Origin of the sequence: Microcoleus sp. T2B6, assembly GCF_036700475.1 — a bacterium.
Lineage (GTDB): Bacteria > Cyanobacteriota > Cyanobacteriia > Cyanobacteriales > Microcoleaceae > Microcoleus.
The window spans coordinates 35,758-40,859 of the sequence record NZ_JAUBOZ010000065.1 but is presented as its reverse complement, the minus strand read 5'-3'; the positions used below and the strand labels follow the sequence as shown (position 1 = coordinate 40,859).

Annotated in this window: 7 protein-coding genes; 3 read left to right on the top strand and 4 right to left on the bottom strand. The window is 44.6% G+C overall.

Features of this window, described 5'->3' with window-relative positions; translation table 11 throughout:
- Positions 1–443 precede the first annotated feature (443 nt).
- Together QUA00_RS24270 and QUA00_RS24265 are read right to left on the bottom strand one after the other, a co-directional pair.
- The gene (locus QUA00_RS24270; protein ID WP_333411390.1) at positions 444–746 is read right to left on the bottom strand and encodes an ABC transporter substrate-binding protein; all 303 of its coding nucleotides are present in this window, start codon (positions 744–746) and stop codon (positions 444–446) included.
- Entirely contained in the window at positions 736–1,185 is a 450-nt protein-coding gene (locus QUA00_RS24265) for an iron chelate uptake ABC transporter family permease subunit (RefSeq protein WP_333411389.1), read from the bottom strand. Before QUA00_RS24265 ends, QUA00_RS24270 begins: the two co-directional genes overlap by 11 nt.
- A gap of 196 nt (positions 1,186–1,381) precedes the next feature.
- On the opposite strand from QUA00_RS24265, the gene QUA00_RS24260 reads away from it, so the two are divergent.
- The 3 genes from QUA00_RS24260 (at position 1,382) to QUA00_RS24250 (ending at position 3,782) form a co-directional block, all read left to right on the top strand.
- Positions 1,382–1,828 (top strand): SufE family protein, encoded by a 447-nt coding sequence (locus QUA00_RS24260; RefSeq protein WP_333290033.1) that lies wholly within the window; start codon positions 1,382–1,384, stop codon positions 1,826–1,828.
- Positions 1,829–1,842: 14 nt separating this feature from the next.
- Positions 1,843–2,748: an alpha/beta hydrolase gene (locus tag QUA00_RS24255; RefSeq protein WP_333411387.1), complete on the top strand. Its 906-nt coding sequence runs from the start codon at positions 1,843–1,845 to the stop codon at positions 2,746–2,748.
- Between the two features lie 68 nt (positions 2,749–2,816).
- Positions 2,817–3,782, top strand: coding sequence for a DUF6282 family protein (locus QUA00_RS24250; protein WP_333411385.1), 966 nt, complete (start codon positions 2,817–2,819; stop codon positions 3,780–3,782).
- Here QUA00_RS24250 and QUA00_RS24245 read toward each other — a convergent pair.
- Both QUA00_RS24245 and QUA00_RS24240 read right to left on the bottom strand, forming a co-directional pair.
- The gene (locus tag QUA00_RS24245) at positions 3,762–4,001 is read right to left on the bottom strand and encodes a hypothetical protein (protein WP_333144103.1); all 240 of its coding nucleotides are present in this window, start codon (positions 3,999–4,001) and stop codon (positions 3,762–3,764) included. The two genes, QUA00_RS24250 and QUA00_RS24245, sit on opposite strands and share 21 nt — an antisense overlap.
- Positions 3,958–5,102 (bottom strand): right-handed parallel beta-helix repeat-containing protein (locus tag QUA00_RS24240; RefSeq protein ID WP_333411384.1); only part of this gene is annotated, 1,145 nt, incomplete at its 5' end. The genes QUA00_RS24245 and QUA00_RS24240, both read right to left, overlap by 44 nt.

The window sequence follows — 5,102 nt, the reverse complement described above, 5'->3', positions numbered from 1 at the left end:
TGACAATGGTGCAAGATATCCGATCGATTGTGAATTAACCTTTTATGAACAGGCAAGATGCCTGTTCCACAAGAAAATTTATCTTTTGTGGAACAGGCATCTTGCCTGTTACTGACAATGGTGCAAGATATCCGATCGATTGTGAATTAACCTTTTATGAACAGGCAAGATGCCTGTTCCACAAGAAAACTTATCTTTTGTGGAACAGGCATCTTGCCTGTTGCTGACAGTGGTGCAAGATATCAGATCGATTGTGAATTAACCTTTTATGAACAGGCAAGATGCCTGTTGCACAAGAAAATTTATCTTTTGTGGCACAGGCATCTTGCCTGTTGCTGACAATGGTGCGCTTTTGACTACCTTTAGCTTTCTCACTTTTATATAAATTGTACTCAATTTGTTCCAGGATTTATAGAGATTTTTTATCTCTCAAAACCGGGTCTCTACTTTTTAGCTAGAACTTGTTTAAGTTGAGCAGTTGCTTGCTCAATTTTTTCGATACTGCCGGGGTTGACCAATCCGTAGTAGTCAAAAACGTAAACTCGATTATTTTTTGTGGCTGTTAGTTGATTCCAAAATGAATCAGATTTAAATTGGTCTAAAATTCCTTCTCCGCGATCGACTAAAATGATTACTTCGGGATTAGCCTCTAAAACCTTTTCCGCTGAAAGCGTCACGTAGCCTCGAACGGGGCTATCTCCTTGCAATTGGGCTGCGACATTTTTCAGGTTAAACTTACCCAGCAAATCTCCAGCCCAACTGCTTTGATTGGGTGATAAAATCGATCGAAGTTAAAATAGCACCTATCCAGGCCGCCAAAAGCACCCAAGTTTGAAATATTCCCAAAGTCAGCGTAGTAATCGCAACCAACCCTGCACCCGCCGAAATTCCTAATACAAAAGGATCTGCTAAACCGTTGCGGAGCAAACCTTGCAGCAAAGCCCCCGACATTCCTAAAGCCGCACCAACCGTCAGCGCTGCCGCAACTCTGGGCAAACGCAATTCCCAGAAAATAGTTTGATTGACAGCATCACCTCGGTGCAGAAATGCTTGCCACAATTGATCTGAACTCATCGGCACCGCACCAAAAGAAAGCGAAAGGGCGATGGTTAATAGCAAACCCAATCCTAAAAAGACAACTGCCGGAAAAATGCGATGTTGTAGCCAGAGTTTTTGCAGAGTCACTACATTACACCACAATCTTGATTAACAGCACTAAATACCATATTTCCTCTGTTTTGAACGCTCGAACTCGTTAACTACAATAACAATAACCCATTCACCTGAAGACGGCTTCAGTGGGAGGAGATGAGCAGGCGATCGCACCCGCCGCCAAAATTAAATGTATAATATTAACGAAGTAAACCGCTACGAGTGAATCATGTCCGCAAACACCGCGCTACCCGCAGCCCTAGCTAAAATCGTTCAGCGCTTTCAGCGACATTCCGATCCGAAACAGCGCTACGAACAACTGCTGTGGTATGCCAAAAGACTCCCAGCATTTCCCGAAAGCGACAAACTGCCGGAAAACAAAGTTTCTGGCTGCGCGTCGCAAGTTTATGTTACTGCAAATTTGGCAGACGGAAAAGTTTTGTATCAAGGCGATTCAGACGCTCAGTTAGTCAAAGGATTAGTTGGCTTGCTGGTGGAAGGTTTGAGCGGATTAACGCCTGCTGAAATTGTCACCATTACCCCAGATTTTATTCAAGACACGGGATTGAATGTGAGTCTGACACCTTCCCGCGCTAACGGATTTTACAACATCTTTCAAATGATGAAAAATAAGGCACTTGCTTGTGAATTGAGCAAGCAAGCCGAAGCAAATTAAAAGAATAAACAGCCATGACTCAAACTACAAATTTAACAAAATCAGGTTCTGGCAACTATCCCGCCGCAGTTCAACAATATCTCTGGAATTGGAAAGAAACGCCAATCAAAGTTATTTACGAAACCAGAGGACAGGGAAATCCTGTATTGCTGCTGCCGGCTTTCAGTACGGTTTCGACGCGAGAAGAAATGCGTCCTTTAGCAGAATTGTTAGCTCATAAATTTCAAGTGGTGAGCTTAGATTGGCCGGGTTTCGGCGAATCGGATCGGCCGCGAACCGACTATCAGCCGCAATTATACCATCAATTTCTCAAGGATTTTGTTGAGTCAATTTTTAATACTCCTGTGGCTGTAGTTGCTGCCGGTCACGCTGCGGGTTATGCGATGCACTTAGCGCAATCACAGCCGAATGTTTGGTCAAAGATTGTGTTAGCAGCGCCGACTTGGCGCGGGCCTTTGCCGACGATGAGCAAGCAGCAAAGCGGCTGGCATGGAGTCGTGAGAGAATTAGTACGATCGCCCTTACTGGGACAATTCCTATACAAACTCAACACTGCGCCGTCATTTCTCAGTTTGATGTACCGCCGCCACGTCTATGTTGATGCAGCTAAAGTCACGCCCGATTTCATTCAAAGCAAATGGCAAGTGACGCAAAAACCCGGTGCGAGATTTGGTTCCGCTGCCTTTGTGACTGGTGGTTTAGATACGGCAAAAGTGCGATCGGAATTTACAGATAAATTTCAACAATTAGCAGTGCCGGTGATGGTTGTAATTGCTGAAAATGCGCCACCAAAATCTAAGGCTGAAATGGAAGCATTAACGGAATTACCGGGTGTTGAATCGCGAGTTATTCCTGGTTCTTTGGGAATGCACGAAGAGAATGCAGAAGCTTTGGCAAATGCGATTCAATCTTTTATTTGAGAGGATTAAGAGGGGATGAACCGCAGAGGGCGCAGAGAACGCAGAGGGGAGAAGGGAAGAGGGGAGGAATGCAAGCTGTTTTTTTAACGTTAGTTTGGATGGTTTGCTATTGGTTTTGTCTGCCAGTTTATGCTGTCGGAGATTCGCCGATAATCAATTTGCCACAGAGTACGATTGAAGGTGCGATCGACTTTCACATTCATTCTTCTCCCGATGTGATTCTCCGCAGGTTGGATGATTTTGAGGTAGCGAAATTAGCTGCTAGGGCGAAGATGAAAGCTGTTGTATTAAAAAATCATTATGCCAGCACAGCAGCGCGGGCAGTTTTGGTTAATAAAATAGTACCAGAAATCGAAGTTTTCGGAGGAGTTGTTCTCAATCATTCGGTAGGCGGCATTAATCCCGACGCTGTTGACGCAATGCACCGCATCGGTGGCAAATACGGTAAAGTAGTGTGGCTGCCAACGGTTGATGCTGAGCATCACTTGCAGGTTTTTCACAAGCCGGGAATTGGGATTAAAGTTGCGGAAAATGGCAAGGTTTTACCGGAAACAGCAGCGGTGTTGAAGATTGTAGCCAAAGAGAATTTGGTATTGGAAACCGGTCATATTTCCTCAGAAGAAGTGATGGCAGTTGTCGGTGCAGCCAACCTGCTCAAGATTAAGAACATCCTGATTACCCACGCAATGGCGGATGTACCCGGTTTATCCCTAGAAAATATGCAAACAGTCGCCGCAGCCGGAGCTTTTCTAGAACTAGCATTTGTGAACGATTTGATGGGAGAAAATGCCGCTGATGACGGACACAAAAACTGGCATCAAGTTCCTATTAGTAAAATGGCAGCAGCGATTAAACTAATAGGAGCAGAGCATTTTGTGATGAGCACGGATTTAGGAAGGAAACCCGATCCTTTACCTGCAGAAGGCTACAAATTATTTGTGAAAAAATTGATAGGTGAAGGCATTTCTCCGCAGGAAATTGATTTAATGATGAAACACAATCCAGCTCGATTGTTAGGCATTGAGAATGGGTAATTGGTAATTGGGTATTGGCAATCGGGGATTGGGAATCGCTAATTGGGAATTCTCTTTCCTCTTCCTTCTTCCTCCTTCCCTCTTCCTTCTGCCTTCTGCCTTCTGCCTTCTGCCTTCTTCCTCCTTCCCTCTTCCCTCTGCCTTCTGCCTTCTGCCTTCTGCCTTCTTCCTTCTTCTATTCTTGATTGCCTTTGTCGCGCAGGTATCCGTTATCTGCAATGCGCCAAGCACCCCCAGCATTGCCCGTTAAATCGCAATCTTCCACGGTAGCAATGCCATCTGTGTAAACGGCGATCGCCTCACCTTCATTACCATTAATCCGACACCGGCGCACGATCAATTTTCCTCCCAATCCGACACCTATTCCCAAACTGCCGTTGTCAAAAATACTGCAATCTTCCACCGTTGCTTTCCCATTATCGGATATAAAAATTCCGTTCCATACCCCATCATGAATTTGACTGCGGCGGAGGATAGAATTTGCATCAGGGCCGCAAATTCCCACCACAGAATAGTCCGCAGAAGTGATATCGCTGTCTTCTATGATTAACTCGCCTTTACGAATATCTACAGTGTAATATTTCCCAGTTGCGCTCAGCGTTAAACCGCGCACTAAAGCACTGTCAGTTGCCATTTTAATGCAGTTTGAGTTGATACTTTCAACCACAATGCGATCGACCTCTCCGCTGCCGATAATTTCTACCGATTTGTCGATAATTAGACTTTCACGGTAAACGCCTGGATGCACGTCAATGCGCGTGCCCGGTGCTGCATTTTTCAGCGCTTCGCTAATAGTAGTATAATCGCCTTGACCCTGCTGAGAAACAACAAATCCTTGACTCTTCCCAACTTTGGTATCTGAAGTAGATGCTTTAATTTTCCCTGACTTCGACTCAAAATGCTCAGATTGTCGATCGCCCGCTTCGGAAAGTTGCGATGTTAGCTGCAAGCGTTCTTGATAAACTGTCTCTAGCTGATGTTCTAACTCGCATACTTGAGATAGAAGTTGAGCTTGATTCTGGTTTGCTGTCTCGATTTGACTTTGAGTTTCCGAGAGTTGAGAATAAAGGTGCGATCGTTCTCTGTTAGCAGTTTCTAGCCCAGATGCCAATTCAGAGCGACTTTGACGCACACTTTCTAACTGATTTTCTAACTCAAAGATTTGAGATTGAAGTTGATCTTGATTCTGATTTGCTGTCTCGATTTGACTTTGCAATTGGGAAATTTGAGAAGTTAGCTGAGATTCCAATTCAGTGCGACTTTGACGCACACTTTCTAACTGGTGTTCTAACTCCGAGATTTGAGATTGAAGTTGAGTTT

What these genes read in the sequence shown, in the direction of transcription:
- QUA00_RS24260 (WP_333290033.1), top strand. Translation starts at nt 1,382, where the DNA reads ATGTCCGCAAACACCGCGCTACCCGCAGCCCTAGCTAAAATCGTTCAG.
- QUA00_RS24250 (WP_333411385.1), top strand. Translation starts at nt 2,817, where the DNA reads ATGCAAGCTGTTTTTTTAACGTTAGTTTGGATGGTTTGCTATTGGTTT.
- QUA00_RS24255 (WP_333411387.1), top strand. Translation starts at nt 1,843, where the DNA reads ATGACTCAAACTACAAATTTAACAAAATCAGGTTCTGGCAACTATCCC.